The sequence below is a fragment of the Vibrio parahaemolyticus genome (assembly GCF_900460535.1).
GTDB classification, from domain to species: Bacteria; Pseudomonadota; Gammaproteobacteria; order Enterobacterales; family Vibrionaceae; genus Vibrio; species Vibrio parahaemolyticus.
Genome location: NZ_UHIL01000001.1, coordinates 870,888 through 895,014 on the forward strand (window position 1 = coordinate 870,888; position 24,127 = coordinate 895,014).

The window sequence follows — 24,127 nt, forward strand, 5'->3', positions numbered from 1 at the left end:
AGTATGTATGAAGCAAGTCAGCCGTTCTGCGTTGGTGTCTTTTAGTGCAGAACAGATGTTTAATCTGGTCAATGATGTTGCTAAATACCCTGAATTTTTGCCTGGTTGTTCGGGCTCTCGAATTATTGAGTCTTCGGGTAACGGCATGGTCGCTTCTGTCGATGTTGCGAAAGCGGGCATCAGTAAAACGTTCACTACGTCCAATGAGCTTATTCCTGGCCAAGCTATTATGATGAACTTGGTTGATGGTCCGTTTAAAACGCTCCGAGGTGGTTGGATTTTTACTGCGTTGGATGAGCAGGCATGTAAGGTTGAACTTAAGCTTGAGTTTGAGTTTTCGAGCAAAATGATTGAAATGGCGTTCGGCAAGATTTTTAACGAGCTAACTAGCAATATGGTTAATGCATTTACCAAACGCGCGAAACAGGTGTACGAGTGTTATGAGTATTGAGTCAGACATGATTCACGTTGAGGTCGTGTATGCATTGCCTCATGAGCAACGCGTGTTTAACTTAGTTGTGAATAACCACGCGACGGTTGAAGAGATCATTCGTCAGTCGGGTGTCTTGGAATTGTATCCAGAAATTGATTTAGCGAAAAACAAAGTAGGTGTGTTTAGTCGTAATGTAAAACTAGACGCGACCGTACGTGATAAAGACCGCATTGAAATCTATCGCCCTTTATTGGCAGATCCAAAAGAGATTCGTCGTAAGCGAGCAGAGCAAGCAAAAGCGGCTGGGAATGCCGATCCAGTGACTGGTGGCAAGCCAAATGCTCTGCGCAAGTAAGCAGAATAAGCAATATTTTAGATGATAAAAAACCTCCCAAGTGGGAGGTTTTTTTGCATAAAGGTTTTATGATGCCAATCGATGTAATGACAGGATTGGTTTATTGGATCTGTTCGTAAAACGTGTCACTTTTCGGGAAGTCACCGCTGATATCGGCCAGCGTTCCTTGGTCATTAAAGTTTACGACAAGATCTTTCTGTACTGGGTCACCGTGGCCTGGCGTGTGATGGTAGATATAATACCAAGTGTTAGGATAGCCATTTTCGATAAGCATTGGCGAGCCAAGTACGAAGCGAACCTGTGCTTTAGTCATCCCAAACTTTAATTTATCAACCGCACTTTGTTCTACATAGTTGCCTTGGTTGATATCAATACGATAAACCAGTTTTTCCAATACCGAACATCCTGTCAGCAATGTCATTGCTAATGGTACGGCAACTAACCACTTCTTTAATTGCATAATAATTTCTTAGTAACCTTTAAAATACTGCGCTGATAATAAACAAGCTCGACGCAGATGTAAAAAGCTATGCGTCGCATGGTAGGGAATCTGACAACGAATTTTGAGTTGAGTTGCATTTATTGGCAGATATTAAGGGGTGATAGGGAGCCTAATGGTGTTTTCGTTAGCCGAGTCATTGAAGTGATTAATATGAAAAGAGTCATCAACTGGAATGCCGATGACTCTGTGTCATATGGTTAGGCGGCGATAAGGAGTTCTTTCGCGTTAGCTAATGTTGAATCAGTGATTTGGCTACCACCGAGTAAACGAGCCAGTTCTGCCACACGTTGTTCTTCATCTAGTGCGCGCATTTGTGTTTCCGTTTGACCACCTTTGGTGTGTTTTGCGACAAACATTTGTTGGTGGCCACAACCGGCTACTTGCGGTAAGTGTGTGACACACATGACTTGAGTCGATTCTCCAAGCTTGCGTAGCATTTTGCCTACTACCGCAGCTGTTGGGCCACTAATACCCACGTCCACCTCATCGAAGATCAAACTTGGCGTATCTACTTTTTGAGCAGTGATCACTTGGATCGCTAGCGAGATTCGGGATAACTCACCACCTGACGCAACTTTCGCAATTGGTTGTAAAGGTTGACCCGGGTTAGTGGAAACCAAGAAGCACACACTGTCCATACCCAGTGGCGACGGATGTGTGTTTTCGTTGTTTACTTCAATGCTGAAGACGGCTTTTTCCATGCTCAGTTCGTGCATGCTTTGCGTGATCAGCTTGTTCAGTTCTTTTGCGTAACGGCTGCGTGATTTATGCAGCTTTTCCGCTTGAGTCAGGAAGCTTTGGTATTTCTGTTCCACTTCTTGAGCCAATTCATCCAGACGTTCATCAGAGCAATCCAATGCTTCGATTTGTGCTAGAAGGTCTTGGTGATGTTGGTATAACTCATCAGGCATAACATGATGCTTACGAGCCATCGACATCACTTTAGAAAAACGCTCTTCGACATAAGCCATACGACCTGGATCAACATCGATGCCATCCAAGTAGCTACGAAGTTCGTTTTTGGTTTCTTCTAGCTGGATCATCGCGTCAGCCAGCATATTTGGTAGCTCGGCTAATTTTTCATCTAATTCCGCTAATTGAATTAGGGAGTGATTGGCCGATTGCAAAATACCAAGCGCATTGACTTCTTCACCTTCGTAAATAAGTTCGAGGGCTTGCTGACAGGTAGCGGCGAGTTCACCGCTATTGGACAGTCGTTTGTGCTCTTGCTCGAGTTCTGCGAATTCTTCTTCACCTAGCGATAGCTCATTCAGTTCTTTGATTTGGTATTCAAGCAACTGTTTTTGCGCCTGATTCTGCTGGCTGTTTTCCTTGAGTTGCTTGAGGTTATTGTCTGCCTGACGCCAATGTTGGTACGCACTGCGTGTACTCTTTAATAGATTTAAGTGTCCGGCATATTGATCCAACATCGCCATTTGGTATTCGCTTTTCATCAGTTGGTGATGCGCGTGTTGTCCATGGATGTTGATTAACAGCTGCCCAAGAGATTTTAATTGTGAAAGTGGTACTGGGCTGCCGTTGATGAAGGCTCTTGAACGGCCTTCTTTAGTTATGATGCGACGCAAGATACATTCAGTGCCATCCAGCAGATCGTTATCTTCTAGCCAACGCGTTGCATGTAGGTTGTTGTCCAGTAAAAAGGCGGCACTGACTTCGGTTTTCTCTTCACCTTGACGCACCATACCTGCATCGGCACGTCCGCCTAGGCACAGACCTAACGCATCAATCGCAATAGATTTACCAGCGCCTGTTTCACCTGTAATGGTGGTCATGCCCTTAGAAAGCTCGAGTTGTAAAGACTTAACAATCGCAAAATTATTAACACTTAGATGAGCCAGCATTTTTATTTACCTGTATAACTGAACAATACTGTATATGAGAACAGTATATACTGTTTCTTTATACAGTAAAGATGAGCGGGAATATTTTTATCTAACAGGTTATTTTTTGTGATGAGGTGGGAAAAATGAGTCGAAGTCTCGACAACGACTCATTGAAATTGAAAGGGTTATGGGCGAGTTGGATTGATCGTCAGTGGCTCTAGTGTCACGACAGCATTAACACTTGCTCCTGGGTGATCGACATACGACGTGTCTTGCATCAACGTGTAGAAAACGTCAACAAAGTCATCATCGTTGGTAAGCACACCATCTGGAATGGCATCGATGATCTTGTTAGTGATTTGTGGGATGACTGCGTATGCCTGAACTTGCGGATCTGGGATGGCTTTCAGAACTTCTTCAGCGACTTGCACCAATAGTTTAGCCAGCTGTTTGTAGTCTGTGCCGTCATCTTGCTCCATCAGAACAATATCTGCAGCGCCCCAGCGGTAGCGAGACCAGTGAATGATGATTTGATTTGGGTAGTAATCTTGGTTGTCGTAATCCAAGTAAGGAAGCTCTACCAGATCAATTGTCGGCTCGTCGCGGCTTGGATTGACACCTGTCACGATGGCGTAAACCTCTGCTTTGCCAGAGATCCACGGTTCTTTGTCATCCGCTAAGCGAATTTTCTTCAGTTGAGTTGTTTGAATCGGAGCGACATCACTTGTCGCTGCGCTTTGTAGCGTTGGTGAAGATTGTTTTTGACTCTCTGAATAATAAGGCTGAATTAGAGCTGGCTGACCCAGCTTTTTCATTTCTGCCTGCATCGCCTGTAAGCCTGCTTTGAGCTCTGCAGAGCTGTTGTTATCGACAACTAGAACGGGAACGTCAGGAAGCTGATACACATCAAGTTGATGAATTTGCCCGTAAACGTCAAACGCTTCGATGTATTGCCAGCTTTCATCATCACCGCTTGGTTCAAAGGCAAAGAGTGGTGCAACGTCGCCATTGAGCCATGCTCCTAGCATTTTTTCGTTGGCTAAGCGCACTTCTAGCAATTGATCTGAGAATTCAGTAATTCCTTTCCAGCTACGAATTTGAGCGTCGGCTTCAACGAGCTGTTGGCTAAATTCTGCAGTAGGGTTTTGCTCAATGAAAGAGGAGACAGGAACATTGGTTTGTTGAGCAGTAATATCTCTTCTCAACATTGGCTCAATTGCCGTATAGTTTTCGCTCAGTTGTTGAGCAAGTTCCCGTTTGGTTTGTGTAATGTCGTCCGCACGCGCATTAGATACGTTTGTCACTTTAGTATCTTCAGATTGGCAGCCAATCAGTGCTAATGTACTGAGAACAGACAGAATGATAGTTTTTTTCATAGTATGTCCTTTATTGATTTTATGAAATAGAGTTAATACTCTATTCATGGTGAGAATATCACCCGACATACTCCATTCAATTTGCTTTTCTGGAATAAGTTAAACTTTGCACACAGGATCAAAGTTTATAAATTTCGTTTTAACGGCAGGATATATTGCGTCGCCTTATTAGTAAGTCTTTACGTGTTATCCCAAAAAAGAAAAAAGCCAGCAGCAATCAGCAACTGGCTTAAATTCGTGTTCATGAAAGCTAGAATAACTTACTAGACCAACCGAGTTTGTTCCTTAATACGTGATAGTAGCTGTAGTCTTTCGGATGGATGAGTTTGAGCACATTTGGGCTTTGATAAATGTGGATCTCATCGCCGGGAGAAACTGGCAGCGACACTTGTCCATCACAACTTACTTCTTGTGTACCGCGATTTTCTGGTGACACAATCAGTTTGATTCTACGTTTGCCATCAACCACCAACGGTCGGCTAGATAAGGTATGAGGGAACATAGGCACCAGTGAAATGGCATTCAGGCTTGGTGACAGAATAGGGCCACCACCAGAAAGTGAGTATGCTGTCGAGCCTGTTGGTGTGGAGACAATCAACCCATCGGCGCGTAAAGAGAAGGCAAAGCTTTCATCAATGTACACCTCAAACTCAATCATATGTGCGATTTGCCCAGGATGGAGCACGGCTTCGTTTAAAGCGGCGTTATGACTTTTTATTTGACCATGACGATGCACTTCTGCCTCAAGTAAGAAACGCTCTTCTTCAATGTACTCTCCCGCAAGTACGGCTTTGAGTGCCGCTTGGAAATCGTCTGGGTTTAAATCAGTTAAAAAGCCTAGATTGCCACGGTTTACGCCAATCACAGGCACGTCAAAACGCGATAAAATTCTCGCTGCGCCCAGCATGTTGCCATCACCACCGACAACTATCGCAAGATCTGCGTTTTTGCCCAACTCAACTAAGCTGGCGAAGTGGTTTTGCGGGATCTCGTCCAAAATCGCTGCAAGGCGATCGTCAATAAACACTTTGTAACCTTCTGAGGTCAGCCATTCGTAAAGCTCTTTATGAGTCTGAATCGCTTGTTGATCTCTTGGTTTTCCGATAATCGCGATCACGTTACATGGATTTTTCATAGCATTTCCGCATTAAAGAGGCTTGAATCAGGAATCTTCATCCCCATAATAATGGCAAGTTACCTAAATATGCGAATTTTTATGTGGTTAAAGCCCGCAAAACGAGCATGGCTTTAAGGGCATTACGTTGAATTCTGGAGATATCATGAGCAACGAAGAAAACAAAGTTACAGAAGAAGAGCTTGATCAAATCATCGAAGAGGCTGAAAAAGTAGAAGCTGCGGCTCAAGAAGCTGAAGCAGAACTTGAAGAAATTGGTGACGAGAAAGACGCTAAGATTGCTCAACTAGAAGCGGCATTATTGTCTAGCGAAACCAAAGTAAAAGATCAGCAAGATGCAGTGCTTCGCGCAAAAGCTGAAGTTGAAAATATGCGTCGTCGTACTGAACAGGAAATCGACAAAGCGCGTAAATACGCTCTTAACAAGTTCGCTGAAGAACTGCTTCCTGTTATCGATAACCTAGAGCGTGCGATTCAAGCTGCAGATACAGAAAACGAAGTGATTAAGCCGATCCTTGAAGGTGTTGAGCTGACTCACAAGACATTTGTTGATGTGGTTGCTAAGTTTGGTTTGAAAGAAATCAACCCTGAAGGCGAAACGTTCAACCCTGAATTCCACCAAGCAATGTCTATTCAAGAAAGCCCAGATCATGAATCAAACACCGTGATGTTTGTTATGCAGAAGGGTTATGAGTTAAACGGCCGTGTGATTCGTCCTGCAATGGTTATGGTTGCTAAATAACGACACAAGTCACTGCAAAGTAAATACAAAATGCCTGTCACGTTTGTGATGGGCATTTTTGTTTCAAACAAAGGCGTGCTCCCTCTGTCTCGCTGAACCATCGATATCTAAAATTTGATCCCTTTCAAAGTTTTTCCTATTGAGGATATTTTTTCTTATAGGGAATTTTCTTTCTATCAACTGCGTAGTTATACAACCTTCAACCGATAACTGGTTGTTATCATTTGACTAAGTGAGTTTTGTTCTGAATATGAATGTATTCATAGTTTGTTTTGCTGAATTTTATTGTTAACAAAAATGTAAATTATCGCTTTATTTTGTAACTTTGATATGTATTATTTGCGATCACTGCTTTAGAAATAAGCAGATATAACTACAAAAATGTAAATAGTAAACACAACATATCGGAGATTTATAATGGATAAATCGCTTTCTAGTAAGATTTTCATAGGCTTGTTTGCCGGCCTTGTGCTGGGCACAGCTATTCAGTACTTATTTAGTGGTATTGCGATTTTTGATACTTACCTACTTGGAACGGCAGAAGGGGTTGGCGGCATGTTTGTCTCGCTGATCAAGCTTTTGGTTGTGCCTCTTGTGTATGTTTCAATCGTGTGCGGCATTGTCGATTTGAAAGACATTAGTGCTTTTGGTCGTCTTGGTGGGAAAACTTTTACTCTCTACATTCTCAATACCATCATTGCGATCGCAGCAGCGTTGACCGTAGGTTTAATTTTCCAACCGGGTGCTGGTGCAAACTTAGCGGGTACGGTTTCTGAAACCGTCAAGCTGACGACAACTGAAACACCAGATATTTTCTCGCTCGTGGTAAACATTGTACCAAGCAATCCAGTACAAGCTTTTGCTAACGGCGACATGCTACAAATTATCTTTATGGCTATTTTGACAGGTCTAGCCATTCAAGCTCTGGATTCTCGTGGTGGCCCTGCTATCCGCACGTTTAAGATGGCCAATGAGATCATGATGAAGCTGGTTGGTTTGGTCATGAGTCTAGCACCTTACGGTGTGTTTGCTCTGATGATTCAACTAGGTGCAACCTTAAATGCGAATACACTGATGTCTGTTGCAGGTTACGTTGCGCTTGTCGTGGCTATGCTTGTGTTCTGGATTTTCATCTTCTATCCAATGGCAGTTGGCATTACGACTGGAACTTCTCCAAAGGCATTTCTCCGTGCAACTCGTGAACAAATCCTATTTTCCCTATCTACGGCAAGTTCAAATGCAACCATCCCTGTAACCATGCGTACTCTGACAGAGAAACTGCAAGTTTCTAAATCAGTTGCGGGTTTTGGTGTACCGCTAGGCGCGACGATGAACATGTCAGGTGTATCTATTTACATCGCGCTTGCAACAATCTTCGTTGCTAACGCGTTTGGCCAGCCAATTAACACCGCTGATGTGTTTACACTCGGTCTGACGATTCTTCTTCTTTCTATTGGTGCTGGTGGCGTACCAGGTGGTGGTGTGGTGATGGTTGGCGTGCTTCTTCACCAATTGGGTCTTCCACCAGAAGGTTTAGCTATCATTGCAGCGGTTGACCGTATCAACGATATGTTCTGTACCTCTTCGAACGTGGTAGGAGATACCGCAGTGAACACTATTGTCGCCAAAACAGAAGGTGAGATTGGCAATCAAGAAGAAGTAGAGGCGCAGCCTGCACAAGCTAATGCTTAGTCTTGAACAATAGAGTTGAATCTATATATAGAAAGCGAGCGGAATGAGCTCGCTTTCTTGTTTTTATGTCACAGAAAAGTAACCGCTTTTCATCATGTTTACTTTGGAAGTTGTCTCTGGAATGTGATGCATTCCCAACAAGCTTGAAAGAAATCAATTAATTCATAAAAAATACGCTTTTTTTCAATTCTGCCCTTGAAAAGCGTTTTGACGCCCTTATCTATGTGGCATAGAGAAGCAAACATTGATTATTTTTGTTTGTGAGCAAGGGTTGAAACCCGATTCTCCTCCCCCCACATTGGGGTTATAACCAAACGAAAATAGAATTTATTCGGAGATAGCCAGATGGGTAAAATCATTGGTATTGACTTAGGTACTACTAACTCATGTGTTGCTGTACTAGACGGCGACAAACCACGTGTAATTGAAAACGCAGAGGGTGAACGTACTACTGCATCGGTTATTGCTTACACTGACGGTGAGACGCTAGTAGGTCAACCTGCGAAACGTCAAGCAGTAACTAACCCAACTAACACGCTATTTGCAATTAAGCGTCTAATTGGTCGTCGTTTTGAAGACGAAGAAGTTCAGCGTGACATCGAAATCATGCCTTACAAAATCGTTAAGGCTGACAATGGTGACGCTTGGGTAGAAGCGAAAGGCCAAAAAATGGCAGCTCCTCAGGTTTCTGCTGAAGTTCTTAAGAAAATGAAGAAAACTGCTGAAGACTTCCTAGGTGAGGAAGTAACTGGCGCAGTTATCACAGTACCTGCTTACTTTAACGATGCACAGCGTCAAGCAACGAAAGATGCTGGCCGTATCGCAGGTCTAGAAGTTAAACGTATCATCAACGAACCAACAGCAGCTGCGCTAGCTTACGGCCTAGACAAGAAAGGCGGTGACCGCACTATCGCTGTATACGACCTTGGTGGTGGTACATTCGATATTTCAATCATCGAAATCGATGAAGTTGAAGGCGAAAAAACATTCGAAGTTCTAGCAACTAATGGTGACACTCACCTAGGTGGTGAAGACTTTGATAACCGTCTAATCAACTACTTAGTAGACGAGTTTAAGAAAGAGCAAGGTATCGATCTTAAAAACGATCCACTAGCAATGCAGCGTGTTAAAGAAGCAGCAGAAAAAGCGAAAATTGAGCTTTCTTCTACTTCTCAAACAGACGTAAACCTACCTTACGTTACTGCTGATGCAACTGGTCCTAAGCACATGAACATCAAAGTGACTCGTGCGAAACTAGAATCTCTAGTTGAAGACCTAGTACAACGCTCTCTTGAGCCACTAAAAGTAGCTCTAGCTGACGCTGACCTATCAGTAAACGATATCACTGACGTAATCCTAGTTGGTGGTCAGACTCGTATGCCAATGGTTCAAGCGAAAGTTGCTGAGTTCTTCGGTAAAGAAGCGCGTCGTGACGTGAACCCTGACGAAGCAGTAGCAATGGGTGCTGCAGTTCAAGGTGGTGTACTTGCTGGTGAAGTTAAAGATGTTCTACTACTAGACGTAACTCCACTGTCTCTAGGTATCGAGACTATGGGTGGCGTAATGACTAAGCTAGTTGAGAAGAACACAACTATCCCAACTAAAGCGAACCAAGTTTTCTCTACTGCAGAAGACAACCAGAGCGCGGTAACTATCCACGTTCTACAAGGTGAGCGTAAGCAAGCGATGTACAACAAGTCTCTAGGTCAATTTAACCTAGAGGGCATCCAGCCTGCACCACGTGGCATGCCACAAATCGAAGTAACTTTCGACCTTGATGCGGATGGTATTCTACACGTATCAGCGAAAGACAAGCAGACTGGTAAAGAGCAGAAGATCACAATCCAAGCTTCTGGCGGTCTAAGCGACGACGAAATCGAGAAAATGGTTCAAGAAGCAGAAGCTAACAAAGAAGCGGACAAAAAGTTCGAAGAGCTAGCAACTGCACGTAACCAAGCAGACCAAATGATTCACGGTACTCGTAAGCAAATGGAAGAAGCGGGTGACGCACTTCCAGCTGAAGAGAAAGAGAAGATTGAAACTGCTATCTCTGAGCTAGAAGAAGCACGTAAAGGCGAAGACAAAGAAGCAATTGATGCGAAAGTTCAAGCTCTTATGACTGCTGCTCAAAAACTAATGGAAATCGCTCAACAACAAGCTCAAGCGCAACAAGCTCAAGGTGCTGACGCTGGCGCACAGTCAAAAGATGACGACGTTGTAGATGCGGAGTTCGAAGAAGTTAAAGACGACAAGAAATAATCTTTCTTAACCAGATGGCTGCAAAGCCATCTGGAGTCGATACGACTTCGGTGTGCGGGCGTTTGGGGTGACTCTTACGCCCGTCTGTTTGTAAACGCTGTCTTTCTAGTTAAGTATTTTGCAATAAGTGCACTTACCTAGAACGATACAAACACCAAGCGGTGAATCGATGCCGTTTGTAGTAATTAACTGGTGACGAAGAACATGTCAAAACGTGATTTTTACGAAGTATTAGGCGTAAGCCGTGATGCCTCAGAGCGTGATATCAAAAAGGCGTACAAGCGCCTAGCGATGAAATTCCACCCAGACAGAAACCAGGGTGATGAGTCTGCGGCGGACAAGTTTAAAGAAGTAAAAGAAGCGTACGAAGTTCTAACCGACTCTCAGAAAAAAGCGGCTTATGACCAATATGGCCATGCTGCTTTTGAACAAGGTGGCGGTGGTTTCGGCGGCGGCTTTGGTGGAGGCGGTGCTGACTTCGGCGACATCTTTGGTGATGTGTTTGGCGATATCTTCGGTGGCGGTCGCCGTGGTGGCGGTGGTCATCGCGCGCAACGTGGCGCCGACTTACGTTACAACATGGAGCTAACGCTAGAAGAAGCCGTTCGTGGTGTAACTAAAGAGATTGAAGTTCCGACACTGGTTCACTGTGACTCTTGTGACGGTAGCGGTGCGAAGAAAGGCTCATCAGCGGAAACATGTGGTACCTGCCATGGCCATGGCCAAGTGCAAATGCGTCAAGGTTTCTTCGCTGTTCAGCAAACCTGTCCTACCTGTCATGGTAAAGGTAAGATCATTAAAGACCCTTGTAATGAGTGTCATGGTCAAGGTCGCAAGCAAAAAACGAAAACACTTAACGTTAAAATCCCAGCTGGCGTGGATACCGGCGATCGCATTCGTCTATCTGGCGAAGGCGAAGCGGGAGAAATGGGTGCACCATCAGGTGATCTATACGTACAAGTACACGTGAAAGAGCACCACATTTTCGAGCGTGACGGCAACAACCTCTATTGTGAAGTGCCAGTAAGCTTTGCTATGGCTGCACTCGGCGGCGAAGTTGAAGTTCCAACACTTGATGGACGAGTAAGCCTAAAAGTGCCTTCAGAAACACAAACTGGCCGTATGTTCCGTATGCGCGGTAAAGGTGTGAAAGGCGTCCGTGGCGGTGGTATTGGTGACTTGATCGTTAAATTGGTTGTAGAAACGCCAGTTAACTTAAGCGCTCGCCAAAAAGAACTGTTGAAAGAGTTTGAAGAGTCTTGTGGCGGTGAAGCTGCAACTAAACACAAACCAAAATCTGAAGGCTTCTTCAATGGTGTGAAGAAGTTCTTTGATGATTTAACCAGCTAAGATAAGTTCACTAAAAGCTCAAAAACAAAGGCCTGCTGAAACGCAGGCCTTTTTGCATTTGTCGTTTTTTAGTTCCAGCAAGCACTTGGTGATTCAACATTTGTTGACGTTAAAGTGATAGTTGTAGTGCCATTCAAGCACTCGTCGTCGTCCTGTCCAAGATCCGATTTTGCTGTTGCTGTAATGATGTAGGCTGTGCTTGCAGAGCTCGCAATATCGAACGAAAATCGATCTGTGTCGGAATCACATAGAGTACAGGCGCCACCAGAAATAATATGACTCCAGTCATACCCACCATCATAAGATGTCTCTAGTTCCAGTTGAATTCGACTAAGATCGCTCAAGGCAACCGTTCTATGGGACTTGATCACATGATTGGTATAAGAAGGGTAGGCGATTGCTGCAATGATTCCGACGATCGTTACGGCTATCAGTAATTCGATCAATGTCATCCCTCTCAATCTTTTTTTGTAGCTGTTACAACGAGAAATTCGAATCATCACGAGTAGTTTCCTTTTCACTTTTCCGCCTATTTTTGGCAGGTGATAGCATCTGTGCAAGATGAATTACGGTCGACTAGCCGTTTGCATAGGAATTTGGGAAATGCCTCGCGGGTTTACGTTGTTGGAACTTATGATCACTGTTGCTGTACTGAGTATTATATTAGCGTTTGCAGCGCCAAGCTTTAGTCGTGTTTCTCAAACAGTACAAATGCAGAGACTTGCAACAGAGTTGGTCGGTTTTTTGAGCCAAAGTAAATCTGAAGCAGTCGTACGAAATAAAAAACTATATGTCCATTTCTCTATGAATAAAGGCAATGTAGTGAGTCAAGGTGCTTGGTCAATCACCTTAACCGATGCAGAAAGTGGTGCGGGGAATGTTATTTTACACCTTTCCGGGACACAGTTTTCAGAATTATCAGTGTTACATAGTTATGAGACTAAAAAAATGAGTTTTGAGGAAGTGAGAGGTCGACCGCAAAGCGGAAGTATCGAGTTCTTCCCGACCGGTGAGCAAAGTACAAAATTAAAAGTGGCACTTTCTAATCCGCCAGGGCGAATAAAAGTTTGTAGTATGTCTGGAGCTAAATTGTATGATTACCTTAAATGCTAGCAGACGTTACCAAATAGGTAGCTCTTTGATTGAACTCATGATTAGCTCTCTAATTGGACTCATGGTTTTAGGAATAATTGGTTCGATATTTATTAGCATACAACAAACAGCGAAAGAAAAAAGCTTAGAACTAAATTTGCTACAAGGGCTTAATATTACTCTAGCTGTCATGAAAGAGGATATTCAAAGAGCGGGTTATGATGGTGGTCATGGTATGTCTCTTAAATTATCCGGAGCCTCGGAAACAATAACAGTCAGTGGTGCATCTTCTATTGGGTTTGTTTATTTTAGAGATGACTCTCCGTTAAATAAAAACTATAGAAATATTAAGTATGAGAAGCGAGATAGCAAACTTGTAATCTGTGAGAATGGTGTAGTATCCCAAGCTCAAATACTGTCTTTTGATGGTGTGGATTTTTGCCGTTCTTTATTTGATGAAGATATTTTTCAAGTGACGAATTTTACAGTGAATTCTAAAGTCGTAACGAATGGCACAAATATTAGCGCTGTAACGGATGTTACTTTGGCTTTACAAACTGTAGACGGCGTAATTAATCAAGTTGCAGAGTTTTCAATTAAGCAAAGGAATTGGCAATGAGATCTAAATTTGGATGTTCTGGATACACGACGTTGTTAGTAACATCCATACTATTATTGTTTGCTTTGATTGCATCTCTCGCATCATCAAAGGGCGTATTCTTTCAATTAAAAGTGGCTCAGAATGAACTAAAAGCTCGACAAGAACATTGGAAGGCTGAAGGAGGATTGGAATGTGCTTTTGCACAAATAAAGGAGAAGATGTTAGTACTTCCTCCTTCGGGAACAATTACTCTACTGGGTTGTGCAGTATCTACTACGATAAGAAAGCTCAGCGATTATGAATATTTGGTTACATCTAAAGAGGGAAATACAAATTTAAGTAAAGTGATAACTTCGACAGGAAACGGCCTTGGTGCAGTACTAAAAACGAGTGCGTCGGTAGAGCTTACTGGCTCAATGCACTTTGTCCCTAAAGCAAAAGGTTTGTCGTCTGACAGTGAGTGTACATCCATTATTGCTGGTGGAACCGTGAGTTATGTAGCAAGTGTAAGTGGTTCTGATGAGCACTTTCTGACGGTGGACAGTTCAGTCAGTAGTCATGCTACTGGGATTTTAGGGGCTCCTAGCTTTACTTGTAAGAATTCGCACAAATCCAATTTATTTGAAGAAACCAAACGTCCAACCTACCTAGCTACTACTAGCACTTCGAATAAAAATGAAGATATCAAAGAAAATGTTGCAAATATTTCGGTTTTCAAAGACTTATTCACTATGGATTTCAACGCAGTTAACGTAGCAAAACTCAAAAACGAGATTAAAGCGGATCCTGTTGGCGTTGTAATTACTAGCGGTAAGACACCTAAAGGTTGGGTTAAGTCATGCCATACTAAGTTGGCCAATGCTTATGCTGCTGGAAAACGAAGGTTTTGGGTCGATGGCAGTTGCGCAATATCAGGCAATATTTTTGGTTCTACTACTCAGCCTGTAGATAATGCTATTCAGCTTATTATTTATGATGGTGTTCTCTACAGTCAAAGTATGAGTTATTTTGATGGACTTCTTTACCAATACCTTTCAAAGCCAACTGTGTTGGATGTTAAAGAAATATGGATTGATCTTTTTGATTCTAAAAATGATATAGGTGTAACCCCTACTTCTTTTCACAAGCATGATATTAATAATGACTTTAATAAATATGCTTTTTTGCTAGATGGTTCATTGAAGCTTGATGGCGGGATAGGGTTAGATGCAGAAGATAGAACTATAAAATTAAATGGATCTTTGATACCTGCCTACAATGGTGGAAAGAGCGGCAAGTACATTGAGAAACTAAAGTGGCAGCGAGGCTCTTGGAATGATCTCTAAACAAAAAGGTTTTAACCTTCTTGAGGTTCTAATTTCTTTTTTGCTTATCGGTGTCGGGGCTCTAGGTTTAACAAAGCTAAACGTGTATCTCGAACAAGAATCCGACTATGCGATAGAAAGTATTGAAGCGTTGCGTCTTGCTGAAAATAAATTGGAATGGTTCCGTACGCGTGGAGCATCGGATGCGCTTTCGACGATCTCTACGGCTAGCTTTGCCTCTATTGCAACAGGATCTTCCGCTACTGGTGCGTATACAGTGGAGTGGGTTGTGCCGTCGGCTACTGTGTCTGGATCTCTTAAAACCATTACTATTACGACCAGTTGGAAAGATAGAGTGGGACAAACGCAATCAGTTCAGTTGAAAACTATGATTTCACAGTACAGTGAATTCGAAAACTAAGTTCAATTGCATACATGGCTTGAGACAAAGTCGTGGATAATTTCTTTTTGATACCGGGTTTGTCTCAGTTAATGAATGGTTTTCGAACTGTTAATGCGGTTGATGTGCTACTGTTTTTATTATGTTTAATTGGAGTGGCGTTTTTGCAAAATATGTCTCCAATTATGGAAAAAATCATAGAACCTTGTGCTTTCCCTATCCTTATTTACTAGAATGCTGTGTTGATAATAGGCCGTTATAATTATTCAAATAGGCCTTGGCACCAACATCATTCATATGGAGTTACCATGAGTAACCAAGCTGTAAATAAGGCACCATCATCGAAGCCGAGCGGGATGGATCGCTTTCTAAACTTTATCGAGCGTGCAGGTAATAAAATTCCTGATCCTGCGATTTTGTTTTTCTGGGCACTGATCATTACTTGGGCTGCGTCTGCACTTTTGTCGAATGTGACTTTCGACCTTCCAAACCCTCGAACGGGCGAAGCTCTTACCATTACTAACTTACTTACGGGTGAAGCTCTAGCAAGTTTCCTTGCTAACATGGTCACTACGTTTACTGGTTTTGCACCTCTAGGCATCGTATTAGTTGCAATGTTGGGTGTAGGTGTTGCGGATTCTTCTGGTTTTATCACGACTGGCCTTAAGAAGATGCTGAACTTCACTCCAGCGAAGCTACTTACACCAATGCTTATTCTTGTCGCAATCATCTCGCATACCGCGGCTGATGCGGGCTACGTTTTGGTTATTCCTCTAGGTGGTATCATTTTCCATGCCGCTGGTCGTCACCCTCTAGCTGGTATCGCAGCGGCATTTGCTGGTGTGTCTGGTGGTTTCTCTGCAAACTTCATTCCTTCAGGTATTGACCCATTGCTCGCTGGTTTCACACAAACGGCAGCACAGGTTCTTGATCCTGAATACGTGGTTAACCCTCTAGCAAACATCTTCTTCACTGGTCTATCTTCAGTGATCATCGTTGCTATCGGTTGGTACGTGACTGAGAAAATCATCGAGCCACGTCTTGCAAAGATGCCAATTGATGAAGATGCAGAAACGGCACCAAACTTAGGCTCTTTCACTGAGTTGGAATCAAAAGCATTCCGCTACGCTGGCTGGGCTATGATGGCGGGTATTGCACTTCTTGTTGCCGCGTTATTGCCTGAGAACTCGGCACTTCGTTCTCCTGAAGGCGAAATTACGGTGTTTTCTGCGCCTATCATGAAGTCGATTGTTCCACTGATCTTCATTCTATTTATCATCCCTGGTTACGTTTACGGTAAAGTATCTGGCACCTTTAAGACAAGTAACGACATCATCAAAGCGATGGCGGACACCATGTCGACCATGGGCGCATACATTGTCATGTCGTTCTTCTGTGCTCAGTTCCTATCTGCATTTGCTCAGTCAAACATCGGTACGATGCTAGCGTTGTATGGTGCTGAAGGCTTAAAAGCGATGAACCTACCAGGTGAAGCAACCATCATTGGTATGATCTTGCTAACAGCGGCTGTAAACCTACTTATCGGTTCCGCTTCTGCGAAATGGGCTTTGATTGGTCCAATCCTAGTTCCAATGCTAATGGCGGTAGGTATTTCTCCTGAACTATCTCAGGCGGCTTACCGTGTGGGTGACTCAGTATCGAACATCATTTCGCCTCTGATGGTATTCTTCCCTCTTGTAGTGGTTTACTGTCAACGTTACGTGAAGTCGACAGGCATTGGTACACTTGCGTCACTGATGATGCCATTCTCGATTGCTATGTTGATTGGTTGGTCAATCTTCCTAGTTCTTTACTGGATGGTAGGTATCCCACTAGGTATTCAAGCTCCGTACACATACACGATGTAAATGATCGAATATTAGAGAAGCGCAGGTCGAAAGGTCTGCGCTTTTTTGTTTTGAGGTGCTATTACGAAAGAGGCGCATCTCCAAAACTTATGTCCTGCTGTAGTGAAAGCGATGTTGGTGGTAATATTTCTCTATTCATAGTTACCTTCCTTTCTGGAGCCCTTTTGTCTGAGCATCAATTTACCCCACAAGACGAAATTTTTATGCGCTGTGCACTTGCATTAGCTGAACAAGCTGAATTGGAAGGAGAGGTGCCTGTGGGAGCGGTATTAGTTAAAGATGGAGAAGTGATTGCAGAAGGCTGGAACCGCTCTATCTGCTCTCATGATGCAACAGCACATGCGGAGATTCAGACTCTACGTAACGCTGGGGCTGTGTTAGAAAACTATCGACTTTTAGACACCACTCTCTATGTCACACTAGAGCCTTGCCCGATGTGCGCAGGAGCACTGTTGCACAGCAGAGTGAAACGCGTGGTATTTGGCGCGCCAGATCTTAAAGCTGGCGCGGCTGGTACGGTATTGAACTTGTTTGAGAGCCAAGCGGCTTACCATTACGCAACGGTCGAAAAAGGGCTGTTAGAAGATGAGTGCCGTGAGCAGTTGCAGGCCTTTTTCAAGCGTCGTCGCAAAGAAATTAAGGCCAAGAAACAAGAGAAAAAAGCGTTAGAAGGTAAGCAAGAAGATTAAGTTGGTGAGTTGTGTTCAGCAAACATCTACGGGTGCGTAGATGTTTGCTTTAAGTTCTTAGTGATTTACTAAGTGAACGAATACACGATTGCGTGAGCTGACTTTCTTTTTCATCGTTGTCAGCTTTCGCTTGCGGCGAATCGCAGCCACTGTCTTATTCAAACGCTTTGACTGCACTCTACGTCTTCTCATATCCGAACCTCCTGCAGACAAGACTACAAACACCCTCTCGCGATACAGCGCACGCTGCATCTACTTTGCATTGTGGATGACATTCTAGTGATGGAGTCACTTCAAATTAGGAGAGAGGGAAACCAACCGAACCGATTTATTCCGCAAGCATCAATTAACGGGTATGGACGCTGCAGTAAGGTGTTGACCAATCACGTTTGTATGCACTTACTATGATGACTGGTCTGGATCGGAACATCGGATTTTAGATAAGTTCTACCTTGGACTCAACAAAAAAGACGAGCTTCACACTCGTCTTTTTTGCGTGTTTATTCTTCTTCTTGGTCTAAATCTTCATCGACGTCATTGGTGACATCAGAGGCACCAGACACTTCTTTTGCAATGGTTTCCACCGCACCAGAAACAAGCAACTCTGGATTTAGCGGTGGGATAACCTGTAGATCATCCGTATCTTCATCAATGGAAGGCTTTTGGCTGACATGCCCAATGATTGATTGGTAGTAGCGTCGAATATTTTCAACGTAATTTCGTGCCTCGTCTCCACGAGCGTAGCCATAACGAGTTTGGCTGTAGTAACGCTTTTGTCGTAACAGCGGTAGTCGGTCTTTTACATCTGCCCATGCGTTTGGATCGCCACCTTGTGCCTTGGTTAATCGACGCGCGTCCATCATGTGGCCATAACCAATATTGTACGATGCCAATGCAAACCAAATTTTTTCATGTTCGTTAATCGTATCAGGTACGCGAGCGACAATGCGACGCAGGTATTCCACACCACCACGAACAGATTGTTCTGGGTTTAGACGATCGGTTACACCAACACTTTTCGCAGTTGGTAAAGTCAGCATCATCATGCCACGAACACCCGTAGGCGATTTTGCTTTTGGTTTCCAATGAGATTCTTGGTAGGCCAAAGCCGCGATTAAACGCCAATCAAACTCTTCGCTGTATTTTTGGAACAGCGGGGCCCATCTCGGCAACTTATCATCAAGAGCACGAATAAAGGCACGCGTGTCCACGTAGTCAAACGCTTCAATATGGCCAATGTACTTCTCTTCAAGAGAAGCTAGCTCGCCAGATTGTTTGATATTGCCGAAAAACTCAATCAGCATCGCATACAAGCTCTCATCCTCTGAGCGGCGAGTAAACCATGATACTGGTTGATCTTCGGTGAGCTCAAAAGCAAGTGCTAAATCTGGATACAGGCGTTGCGCGAGAGACAGCTCTACGGAATCAGTGACGGTGAAACGCAGTTCTCCAGCCGATACATGTTTCAGTAAATCGCGAGTGTCAGCATCGCCCACGATTTCAAACTGCAATTCAGGATACTGCTTTTTCAATGCCGTCAGTGTCGGAACATATTGAGACTGTTCGACAATTTTCAATGTTTGCGCGCCAGCATTCACGTCTTCTTCTGATTGACTGTCTTTGGATGCTTGATACTCGATAAGCTGCTCAATATCACGAGGACGAAGCTGGCCCTTTTTGTAGACCACTTGCTGGCTTACATAATAATAAGCAGGGCCAGGTCTAAAACGTTTGACGGCTTGTGAGGTTTGATTAAGCCCCGTAGCAATAATATCGATGTCGCCCTTCTTTAAGGCAGGGAAAAGGTCGGCTTGTCTGAAAGCGGGTTTGATTTCTAGCTTTACGCCCAACTCTTCTGCAAATTTACGCGCCAGCTCATAATCCAAACCCGCAGGGCCATCAGGACCAATGTAGTACGAGAGTTGGTTGTTGAGCGTGCCAACGCGTAGCACTCCGCGCTCTTGGATTTTCTCGAATTCACTTTTCGGCTGCGACTCAATTTGGCAGGCAGAAAGTAGTAGCACAGAAGCAAAAAGTAGAACGCTGCGCTTGAGTCGGTTGAAGTGGCGTATTTGCATTGATCGGTACATCTCAGAAAATTTCTAGTGGTCTTTATATCAAAGCGTGGAGATGGGGCAAAGTGAATCGGACAGATAGAGTGCGACATTGTGTGTTTTATCGACATTTCGGCTACAACTCAAATTTGACAAAAAAAATGACGCAAACGGTTGCTTTTGATGTTACATCACAAAAACAATTGCTATATAATGCGCTCGCAATGACGAGGTGGAATCGGCATAGGTTCGATAAAGATTAAGTTAAGTGTCTGAATTTATTCCAATATCACCTTAATCAATTGCATAAGAGACCTAAGCACATGAGAATTTTGCGTGGCTCCCCAGCTCTTTCTGAGTTTCGTGTAAATAAACTACTGGAACTTTGTCGTGAACAAGATCTGCCTGTAACTGGCATCTATGCCGAGTTTATGCATTTTGCAGATCTAAAGTCTGACCTTGATGACCAAGAGTTAGAAAAACTTGAAAAGTTACTAACTTACGGCCCAACAATTGAAGAGCATGAGCCAGAAGGTCTTCTACTTCTTGTAACGCCTCGTCCAGGCACTATCTCGCCTTGGTCTTCTAAATCTACCGATATCGCTATTAACTGTGGTCTGGACACTGTTAAGCGTCTGGAGCGCGGTACGGCTTACTACGTAGAATCTTCAGTTGTTCTATCAGAAGCTCAAGTTGACGCTGTCAAAGCGTTAATTCACGACCGCATGATGGAAACGGTGTTCACAGAACTTGAAGCCGCGTCAGCGCTGTTTACAGTCGCAGAGCCAAAGCCTGTGGCGCATGTTGATATCTTAGCGGGCGGTCGTCTTGCGCTTGAAGAAGCAAACGTTTCCCTTGGTTTGGCACTCGCAGAAGATGAAATTGATTACTTGGTGGAGAATTTCACTAAGTTAGGTCGTAACCCTAACGACATCGAGCTGATGATGTTTGCTCAGGCGAACTCAGAGCACTGTCGTCATAAGATCTTTAATGCAGACTGGACTATCGATGGCGTCGACCAAGAGAAGTCTCTGTTTAAGATGATCAAAAACACATTCGAAACGACACCAGACCATGTTCTGTCTGCTTACAAAGATAATGCAGCGGTAATGACGGGTTCTAAAGTGGGTCGTTTCTTCCCAGATCCGAAATCTCGTCAATACACTTACCACCATGAAGATGCGCACATCTTGATGAAGGTAGAGACGCACAACCACCCGACGGCTATCTCTCCTTGGCCAGGTGCATCAACGGGTTCTGGTGGTGAAATCCGTGACGAAGGCGCGACCGGTATCGGTGGTAAGCCAAAAGCGGGTCTGGTTGGTTTTACAACGTCTAACTTGCGTATTCCTGGTTTTGAACAGCCTTGGGAAACGGACTTCGGTAAGCCGGGTCGTATCGTAAACGCACTGGACATCATGCTTGAAGGTCCTCTGGGCGGCGCTGCATTCAACAATGAATTTGGTCGTCCAAACCTACTGGGTTACTTCCGTACTTACGAAGAGAAAGTGACCTCTCACGCAGGTGAAGAAGTGCGTGGTTATCACAAGCCAATCATGATTGCTGGTGGTATGGGTAACATCCGTGACGAACACGTGCAGAAGAAAGAGATCCCAGTTGGTGCAAGCCTAATCGTACTTGGTGGTCCAGCAATGAACATCGGTCTTGGTGGCGGTGCGGCGTCTTCAATGGCGTCTGGTCAGTCAGCAGAAGATCTGGACTTTGCTTCAGTACAACGTGAAAACCCAGAGATGGAGCGTCGTTGTCAGGAAGTTATCGACCGTTGTTGGCAGTTAGGTGAAGAGAACCCAATCGCATTTATCCACGATGTGGGCGCGGGCGGTATCTCTAACGCACTTCCTGAGCTTTGTGACGATGGCGAGCGTGGCGGTAAGTTCCAGCTACGTGATGTACCAAATGATGAATTGAGCATGAGCCCGCTGGAAATCTGGTGTAACGAATCTCAGGAACGTTACGTTCTTGCGGTTGCGCCAGAGCATATGGAAGCATTCGATGCAATCTGTAAGCGTGAGCGTGCACCTTACGCAGTGGTTGGTGTGGCAACAGAAGAGCGTCATCTGACGCTAGAAGATTCTCACTTCGATAACACTCCAATTGATATGCCAATGGATATCTTGCTTGGTAAAACACCGAAGATGCACCGTGAAGCAACGACTTTGAAAGTAGATAGCCCAGCGATCGTACGCGACGGTATCGAAATCAACGAAGCGGTAGATCGCGTACTTCGTCTTCCTACGGTTGCTGAGAAAACATTCCTGATCACGATCGGTGACCGCTCAGTTACTGGTTTAGTTGCTCGTGACCAAATGGTTGGTCCTTGGCAGGTGCCTGTGGCGAACTGTGCAGTTACGGCGGCAAGTTACGACACATACCACGGTGAAGCGATGTCGATGGGTGAGCGTACTCCGGTTGCTCTATTAGACTTCGGCGCGTCTGCTCGTCTGGCGGTTGGTGAATCTCTGACTAACATCGCAGCGACAGATATCGGCGATATCAAACGCATTAAGCTGTCAGCGAACTGGATGTCTCCAGCGGGTCACCCAGGTGAAGATGCGGGTCTTTACGAAGCAGTGAAAGCGGTTGGTGAAGAGCTATGTCCGGCGCTAGGTCTGACTATCCCGGTTGGTAAAGACTCAATGTCAATGAAGACTAAGTGGGAAGAGAATGGCGAAAGCAAAGAAGTGACTTCGCCACTATCGCTAGTTATCACTGCGTTTGGTCGTGTTGAAGACGTACGTAAGACAGTAACGCCTCAGCTACGCACATCTGATACCTTGGAAGGACTAGGTGACACTTCACTTGTTCTTGTAGACCTAGGTAACGGCAAAAACCGTTTGGGTGCAACAGCACTGGCACAGGTTTACAAGCAGCTGGGTGATAAGCCGGCAGACGTAGACAATGCAGAGCAGCTAAAAGGCTTCTTCGATGCAATGCAAAATCTCGTACGTAACGACAAGCTGCTTGCTTATCACGATAAAGGTGACGGCGGTCTATTTGTAACATTGGCTGAGATGGCATTTGCTGGTCACTGTGGCGTAAAGGCGAACATCGCAGAGCTGGGTGAAGATGCGCTAGCTGTTCTATTTAACGAAGAATTAGGTGCGGTTGTTCAGGTTAAAAACGACGACCTGGACTCAGTCCTATCTACGCTAGCGGCAAACGGCTTAGAAGCATGTTCACATGTAATTGGTTCTGTTGAAGCATCAGACGACTTTGTTATCACTTCTGGTGATGATGTTGTGCTTAAGCGTTCACGTACCGAACTACGTGTTATCTGGGCAGAAACTACGCATAAAATGCAGGCGCTACGTGATAACCCTGCATGTGCAGACCAAGAATTTGAAGCGAAGAAAGACAACTCAGACCCAGGTCTGAACGTATCTCTAAGCTTTGATGTAAATGAAGATATCGCAGCCCCTTACATTGCGAAAGGCGCGAAACCTAAGATGGCGATTCTGCGTGAGCAAGGTGTCAACTCTCACGTTGAAATGGCAGCAGCGTTTGACCGCGCTGGTTTTGAAGCAACTGACATCCACATGAGCGATATTCTGACAGGCCAAGTGGTACTGGATGAGTACCAAGGTCTGGTAGCATGTGGTGGTTTCTCTTACGGTGACGTACTAGGTGCGGGTGAAGGGTGGGCGAAGTCTATCCTGTTTAACGCACAAGCGCGTGAGCAGTTCCAAGTGTTCTTTAATCGTGAAGATACATTCTCTCTCGGAGTATGTAACGGCTGTCAGATGCTGTCGAACCTGAAAGAGCTGATCCCGGGGGCAGACTTGTGGCCACGTTTTGTTCGCAACGAATCTGAGCGTTTTGAAGCGCGCTTTAGCTTAGTTGAAGTACAAAAGTCTGATTCTGTGTTCTTCGATGGCATGGCGGGATCTCGTATGCCTATCGCGGTTTCTCACGGTGAAGGTCGTGTCGAAGTACGTGACGGTGAGCACCTAAATGCAATCGAAGCATCAGGTACTGTAGCGCTACGTTACGTTGATAATAACGGCAACCCAACGCAACAATACCCGAACAACCCGAACGGTTCGCCAAATGCGATTACCGGTCTGACTACCGCTGACGGCCGTGTAACCATTATGATGCCTCACCCTGAGCGTGTATTCCGCACGGTTGCAAACTCTTGGGCTCCAGAAGGCTGGGGTGAAAACGGTGCTTGGATGCGTATGTTCCAAAACGCACGTAAGAACATCGGTTAAGTCTTAATACTTTACAAACGCAAAGCGCAGATCGAAAGATCTGCGCTTTTCTTTTTTGGGATTGTGGAAGTGCGAAGTCGAAAACGGGCTAGTACACTTATTGCCAACAACCAATGTGGTTTAAGTGTGGAAAATAAAATTTTTGCAGCCAATCATAATGATTTATGCTCTAATACCGCGCTTACCAAGGGATGGTGTT

General features: G+C 44.4%; 20 protein-coding genes. 13 read left to right on the forward strand and 7 right to left on the reverse strand.

Annotation, left to right across the window (positions count from 1 at the left end; genetic code table 11):
* The first annotated feature begins 7 nt into the window (after positions 1-7).
* Positions 8-451, forward strand: a complete 444-nt coding sequence (locus tag DYB02_RS04430) for an SRPBCC family protein (RefSeq protein ID WP_005381641.1) — start codon at positions 8-10, stop codon at positions 449-451.
* The gene (locus DYB02_RS04435) at positions 441-788 is read left to right on the forward strand and encodes an RnfH family protein (RefSeq protein WP_005456005.1); all 348 of its coding nucleotides are present in this window, start codon (positions 441-443) and stop codon (positions 786-788) included. Before DYB02_RS04430 ends, DYB02_RS04435 begins: the two co-directional genes overlap by 11 nt.
* Before the next feature lie 100 nt (positions 789-888).
* Here the strand turns inward: DYB02_RS04435 and bamE are convergent, their stop codons facing one another.
* From bamE to nadK, 4 genes are all read right to left on the reverse strand, one after another.
* Positions 889-1,248: an outer membrane protein assembly factor BamE gene (bamE, locus tag DYB02_RS04440; RefSeq protein ID WP_029805379.1), complete on the reverse strand. Its 360-nt coding sequence runs from the start codon at positions 1,246-1,248 to the stop codon at positions 889-891.
* A 239-nt stretch (positions 1,249-1,487) separates the two neighbouring features.
* Entirely contained in the window at positions 1,488-3,152 is a 1,665-nt protein-coding gene (recN, locus tag DYB02_RS04445; RefSeq protein ID WP_005456006.1) for a DNA repair protein RecN, read from the reverse strand.
* Between the two features lie 167 nt (positions 3,153-3,319).
* Positions 3,320-4,510: a DUF3103 domain-containing protein gene (locus DYB02_RS04450; RefSeq protein WP_005483024.1), complete on the reverse strand. Its 1,191-nt coding sequence runs from the start codon at positions 4,508-4,510 to the stop codon at positions 3,320-3,322.
* A gap of 250 nt (positions 4,511-4,760) precedes the next feature.
* Positions 4,761-5,645, reverse strand: a complete 885-nt coding sequence (gene nadK, locus DYB02_RS04455) for an NAD(+) kinase (RefSeq protein ID WP_005455932.1) — start codon at positions 5,643-5,645, stop codon at positions 4,761-4,763.
* A 145-nt stretch (positions 5,646-5,790) separates the two neighbouring features.
* Here nadK and grpE point away from each other — a divergent pair, with 145 nt between their 5' ends.
* From grpE to dnaJ, 4 genes are all read left to right on the forward strand, one after another.
* Positions 5,791-6,387, forward strand: a complete 597-nt coding sequence (gene grpE / locus DYB02_RS04460) for a nucleotide exchange factor GrpE (RefSeq protein WP_005455958.1) — start codon at positions 5,791-5,793, stop codon at positions 6,385-6,387.
* A gap of 417 nt (positions 6,388-6,804) precedes the next feature.
* Positions 6,805-8,079 (forward strand): dicarboxylate/amino acid:cation symporter, encoded by a 1,275-nt coding sequence (locus DYB02_RS04465; protein ID WP_017448814.1) that lies wholly within the window; start codon positions 6,805-6,807, stop codon positions 8,077-8,079.
* 345 nt (positions 8,080-8,424) lie between these two features.
* The gene (gene dnaK, locus DYB02_RS04470; protein ID WP_005455943.1) at positions 8,425-10,338 is read left to right on the forward strand and encodes a molecular chaperone DnaK; all 1,914 of its coding nucleotides are present in this window, start codon (positions 8,425-8,427) and stop codon (positions 10,336-10,338) included.
* A 204-nt stretch (positions 10,339-10,542) separates the two neighbouring features.
* A complete protein-coding gene (gene dnaJ / locus DYB02_RS04475) occupies positions 10,543-11,688 on the forward strand; it encodes a molecular chaperone DnaJ (RefSeq protein WP_005496291.1) in 1,146 nt (381 codons plus the stop codon).
* Between the two features lie 68 nt (positions 11,689-11,756).
* On the opposite strand, the gene DYB02_RS04485 is transcribed toward dnaJ, so the two are convergent.
* On the reverse strand, positions 11,757-12,188 hold the full coding sequence (locus tag DYB02_RS04485; RefSeq protein ID WP_024700118.1) for a type IV pilin protein: 432 nt from the start codon (positions 12,186-12,188) through the stop codon (positions 11,757-11,759).
* A gap of 103 nt (positions 12,189-12,291) precedes the next feature.
* Between DYB02_RS04485 and DYB02_RS04490 the strand changes: the two genes are divergently transcribed.
* The 6 genes from DYB02_RS04490 to tadA all read left to right on the forward strand — a co-directional run bounded on the left by DYB02_RS04490 (position 12,292) and on the right by tadA (position 17,642).
* Complete coding sequence (locus DYB02_RS04490; RefSeq protein ID WP_021454347.1) at positions 12,292-12,801, forward strand: GspH/FimT family pseudopilin; 510 nt, start codon at positions 12,292-12,294, stop codon at positions 12,799-12,801.
* A complete protein-coding gene (locus DYB02_RS04495; RefSeq protein WP_005496288.1) occupies positions 12,782-13,399 on the forward strand; it encodes a PilW family protein in 618 nt (205 codons plus the stop codon). The genes DYB02_RS04490 and DYB02_RS04495 overlap by 20 nt, the downstream gene beginning before the upstream one ends.
* Positions 13,396-14,706, forward strand: coding sequence for a hypothetical protein (locus DYB02_RS04500; protein WP_029806449.1), 1,311 nt, complete (start codon positions 13,396-13,398; stop codon positions 14,704-14,706). Before DYB02_RS04495 ends, DYB02_RS04500 begins: the two co-directional genes overlap by 4 nt.
* Positions 14,696-15,106, forward strand: a complete 411-nt coding sequence (locus tag DYB02_RS04505; protein WP_005455961.1) for a type IV pilus modification PilV family protein — start codon at positions 14,696-14,698, stop codon at positions 15,104-15,106. Before DYB02_RS04500 ends, DYB02_RS04505 begins: the two co-directional genes overlap by 11 nt.
* Before the next feature lie 287 nt (positions 15,107-15,393).
* On the forward strand, positions 15,394-16,953 hold the full coding sequence (locus DYB02_RS04515) for an AbgT family transporter (protein WP_029806448.1): 1,560 nt from the start codon (positions 15,394-15,396) through the stop codon (positions 16,951-16,953).
* A 164-nt stretch (positions 16,954-17,117) separates the two neighbouring features.
* Entirely contained in the window at positions 17,118-17,642 is a 525-nt protein-coding gene (gene tadA / locus DYB02_RS04520) for a tRNA adenosine(34) deaminase TadA (protein WP_029846271.1), read from the forward strand.
* 57 nt (positions 17,643-17,699) lie between these two features.
* On the opposite strand, the gene DYB02_RS25865 is transcribed toward tadA, so the two are convergent.
* Both DYB02_RS25865 and mltF read right to left on the reverse strand, forming a co-directional pair.
* Complete coding sequence (locus DYB02_RS25865) at positions 17,700-17,834, reverse strand: hypothetical protein (protein ID WP_005488686.1); 135 nt, start codon at positions 17,832-17,834, stop codon at positions 17,700-17,702.
* 308 nt (positions 17,835-18,142) lie between these two features.
* On the reverse strand, positions 18,143-19,720 hold the full coding sequence (mltF, locus tag DYB02_RS04530) for a membrane-bound lytic murein transglycosylase MltF (protein WP_021823507.1): 1,578 nt from the start codon (positions 19,718-19,720) through the stop codon (positions 18,143-18,145).
* Positions 19,721-20,019: 299 nt separating this feature from the next.
* Here mltF and purL point away from each other — a divergent pair, with 299 nt between their 5' ends.
* Positions 20,020-23,928 (forward strand): phosphoribosylformylglycinamidine synthase, encoded by a 3,909-nt coding sequence (purL, locus tag DYB02_RS04535; RefSeq protein ID WP_021823365.1) that lies wholly within the window; start codon positions 20,020-20,022, stop codon positions 23,926-23,928.
* Positions 23,929-24,127 lie beyond the last annotated feature (199 nt).

What these genes read in the sequence shown, in the direction of transcription:
- DYB02_RS04505 (WP_005455961.1), top strand. Translation starts at nt 14,696, where the DNA reads ATGATCTCTAAACAAAAAGGTTTTAACCTTCTTGAGGTTCTAATTTCT.
- DYB02_RS04435 (WP_005456005.1), top strand. Translation starts at nt 441, where the DNA reads ATGAGTATTGAGTCAGACATGATTCACGTTGAGGTCGTGTATGCATTG.
- DYB02_RS04515 (WP_029806448.1), top strand. Translation starts at nt 15,394, where the DNA reads ATGAGTAACCAAGCTGTAAATAAGGCACCATCATCGAAGCCGAGCGGG.
- recN (WP_005456006.1), bottom strand. Translation starts at nt 3,152, where the DNA reads ATGCTGGCTCATCTAAGTGTTAATAATTTTGCGATTGTTAAGTCTTTA.
- DYB02_RS04485 (WP_024700118.1), bottom strand. Translation starts at nt 12,188, where the DNA reads ATGATTCGAATTTCTCGTTGTAACAGCTACAAAAAAAGATTGAGAGGG.
- DYB02_RS25865 (WP_005488686.1), bottom strand. Translation starts at nt 17,834, where the DNA reads ATGAGAAGACGTAGAGTGCAGTCAAAGCGTTTGAATAAGACAGTGGCT.
- purL (WP_021823365.1), top strand. Translation starts at nt 20,020, where the DNA reads ATGAGAATTTTGCGTGGCTCCCCAGCTCTTTCTGAGTTTCGTGTAAAT.
- DYB02_RS04495 (WP_005496288.1), top strand. Translation starts at nt 12,782, where the DNA reads ATGATTACCTTAAATGCTAGCAGACGTTACCAAATAGGTAGCTCTTTG.
- DYB02_RS04450 (WP_005483024.1), bottom strand. Translation starts at nt 4,510, where the DNA reads ATGAAAAAAACTATCATTCTGTCTGTTCTCAGTACATTAGCACTGATT.
- DYB02_RS04490 (WP_021454347.1), top strand. Translation starts at nt 12,292, where the DNA reads ATGCCTCGCGGGTTTACGTTGTTGGAACTTATGATCACTGTTGCTGTA.
- nadK (WP_005455932.1), bottom strand. Translation starts at nt 5,645, where the DNA reads ATGAAAAATCCATGTAACGTGATCGCGATTATCGGAAAACCAAGAGAT.
- dnaK (WP_005455943.1), top strand. Translation starts at nt 8,425, where the DNA reads ATGGGTAAAATCATTGGTATTGACTTAGGTACTACTAACTCATGTGTT.
- bamE (WP_029805379.1), bottom strand. Translation starts at nt 1,248, where the DNA reads ATGCAATTAAAGAAGTGGTTAGTTGCCGTACCATTAGCAATGACATTG.
- grpE (WP_005455958.1), top strand. Translation starts at nt 5,791, where the DNA reads ATGAGCAACGAAGAAAACAAAGTTACAGAAGAAGAGCTTGATCAAATC.
- mltF (WP_021823507.1), bottom strand. Translation starts at nt 19,720, where the DNA reads ATGCAAATACGCCACTTCAACCGACTCAAGCGCAGCGTTCTACTTTTT.
- DYB02_RS04500 (WP_029806449.1), top strand. Translation starts at nt 13,396, where the DNA reads ATGAGATCTAAATTTGGATGTTCTGGATACACGACGTTGTTAGTAACA.
- dnaJ (WP_005496291.1), top strand. Translation starts at nt 10,543, where the DNA reads ATGTCAAAACGTGATTTTTACGAAGTATTAGGCGTAAGCCGTGATGCC.
- DYB02_RS04465 (WP_017448814.1), top strand. Translation starts at nt 6,805, where the DNA reads ATGGATAAATCGCTTTCTAGTAAGATTTTCATAGGCTTGTTTGCCGGC.
- DYB02_RS04430 (WP_005381641.1), top strand. Translation starts at nt 8, where the DNA reads ATGAAGCAAGTCAGCCGTTCTGCGTTGGTGTCTTTTAGTGCAGAACAG.